Source organism: Nonomuraea sp. NPDC052634 (assembly GCF_040678535.1).
Lineage (GTDB): Bacteria > Actinomycetota > Actinomycetes > Streptosporangiales > Streptosporangiaceae > Nonomuraea > Nonomuraea fastidiosa.
The window spans coordinates 1-2,516 of sequence record NZ_JBFATY010000026.1 but is presented as its reverse complement, the minus strand read 5'-3'; the positions used below and the strand labels follow the sequence as shown (position 1 = coordinate 2,516).

Below are 2,516 nucleotides of genomic sequence, written 5' to 3'. Positions count from 1 at the left end.
CGCCGTCGTCGAGGCCGAAGAAGCGGATGGCGTACGCGGCCATCCCGGTGTGCGGCAGGTCGTGGCCGGCGCCGTTGATCGTGTACGCCTCGACCTGCCCCGAGCCGTAGACGCGCCGGGTCCAGCCGGACTGCGGGCTGTCGGTGGAGGTCGGGGTCTGGCTCAACCCGTGCACGTTCGTCCACTGGTCCACCTCCTCCTGCAGCATCGAGTACGGCAGCACCGAGTCGTTGGTGCCGTGCCAGGCCATCACGCGCGGCCAGGGACCGCTGTAGCCGGGGTAGGCGTTCCTGACCAGGTCGCCCCACTGCTGCGGCGACTTGTCCCCGCAGCCGGTCGGGCCGAGGCAGCTGTACGGCACGCCCGCGAACGGAGCCCCGGCCTTGAACACGTCCGGGTACGTGGCGAGCAGGTTGAGCGTTTCCATCGCCCCGGAGGAGAAGCCGGTGGCGAAGACGCGCTCGGGGTCGGCGCCGTGGCGCTGGAGCACGTACGTCACCATGGAGACGATCGAGACGGGGTCGCTGCCGCCGCCGTGGCGCAGGGCCTCGTTCGACCAGACGTCGAAGCAGTTCGACATGCCGTTGGTGCTCTTGTTGGCCTGCGGGTAGATGACGATGAAGCCGTGGCGGTCGGCGAGCGAGGCGAACTCCGTGCCCTGGTGGAAGCCCTGCGCCCAGCCGTTGCAGCCGTGCATCGCCACCAGCACCCCTGGCCGGTCCGCGAGCCGGTCCGGCACGTAGAGGTACATGCGCAGACCGCCGGGGTTGTCACCGAAGTTCGTCACCTCGGTCAGCGTCGCCGCCGACGCGCGCGGGGCGGCGGTCAGGAACATGGCCAGGCTCGTCGCGAGCGCCGCGACGAGCGCCACCAGACCGGCCGTCAGGCCGGCGCACCTTCTCATAGCCGTACGTCCTTTCTGGGGGGTCGCCGTCTCCGGCGGCGGACGTGTGCTGTTAGCGCTAACAAGTGGTACCCGGGTCTCCCCGGGCGTAGGAAAGGTGGTGGCGGACGGAGCAAACCTGAGACCGAAACGTCCTGTCAAGGGCCTCGGGGCGGCCGGGAGCCGCGCGAGAGCCGGGTTCAGCGCGTTCACCTGCCGTTACGCACGCCGACGGCTCTCCGCGAGGTGTGAAAGTTTCACGGGAGACGCCTGCCCTCCGAAAGTTTCAAGGTCTTGAAGTGGAGTTCGGCCACGATATGGCGGCCGCGCACGACCAGGCGGTTCCCGAAAGTTTCTCTGAATCCTTGACAACTTTCGGAGTGCTTCCCACACTGAGACCGCACGACGATCTCCCCTGCCAGAACGGTGGTGGCGGCAGGGGACGCCGTCTCGACGCCGCGGCGTTCCCGCGTGCGCCGATGTCGCGGGTGTCTCCGCGGACTCCCTTCCCCCCGATATGTACATGGAGGCTCAGGCATGAGCGTCGACGCCATGTCCCCATCGTCCCCATCGTCCCCACCGTCCCGACCGTCCCCACCGTCCCGGCCCACCGGCCGAAAGTCCGGCGGGCGCAGACGCGCGCTGATCACCGGTCTGATCAGCGCGATCGGCGCCGCCGGCATGGTCGCGGCAATGACGCTGGCCACCCCCGCGCAGGCGGCGGAGAGTACGCTCGCCGCGGCGGCCGAACAGACCGGCCGCTACTTCGGCACCGCCATCGCCGCGGGCAAGCTCGGCGACTCGCAGTACACGACGATCGCGAACCGCGAGTTCAACATGATCACCGCCGAGAACGAGATGAAGATCGACGCCACCGAACCGAACCGGGGGCAGTTCAACTTCAGCAACGGCGACCGGATCTACAACTGGGCCGTGCAGAACGGCAAGCGGGTCCGCGGGCACACCCTGGCCTGGCACAACCAGCAGCCGTACTGGATGCAGCAGCTTGAGGGCTACGACCTGCGCCAGGCGATGATCAACCACATCAACGGCGTGGTGGGCCACTACAAGGGCAAGATCTACGCCTGGGACGTGGTGAACGAGGCGTTCGACGACGGCAACTCGGGCGCCCGGCGCAACTCCAACCTGCAGCGCACCGGCAACGACTGGATCGAGGTGGCCTTCCGCACCGCCCGCGCCGCCGACCCGGACGCCAAGCTCTGCTACAACGACTACAACATCGACAACTGGAACTGGGCCAAGACACAGGCCGTGTACAACATGGTCAGGGACTTCAAGTCCCGCGGCGTGCCGATCGACTGCGTCGGCCTGCAGTCCCACTTCAACAGCAACAGCCCGTACAACCCGAACTACCGGACGACCATCCAGAGCTTCGCGGCGCTGGGCGTGGACGTGCAGATCACCGAGCTGGACATCCAGGGCGGCTCGGCCTCGACGTACGCGAGCGTCGTCAACGACTGCCTGGCGGTGCCGCGCTGCACCGGCATCACGGTCTGGGGCGTGCGCGACACCGACTCCTGGCTCGGCTCCCAGGCCAGCGCGCTGCTCTTCGACGGCAACGGCAACAAGAAGGCCGCCTACACCGCGGTGCTGAACGCGCTCAACGGCGGCA

The 2,516-nt window shown here is 68.2% G+C and carries 2 protein-coding genes; one reads left to right on the top strand and one right to left on the bottom strand.

Going from position 1 to position 2,516, the window contains the following annotated elements:
• On the bottom strand, nt 1-904 hold a 904-nt coding region (locus AB0K67_RS40435), incomplete at its 3' end, for a PHB depolymerase family esterase (RefSeq protein WP_364070932.1).
• 672 nt (nt 905-1,576) lie between these two features.
• Here AB0K67_RS40435 and AB0K67_RS40430 point away from each other — a divergent pair.
• On the top strand, nt 1,577-2,516 hold a 940-nt coding region (locus tag AB0K67_RS40430; protein ID WP_364070930.1), incomplete at its 3' end, for an endo-1,4-beta-xylanase.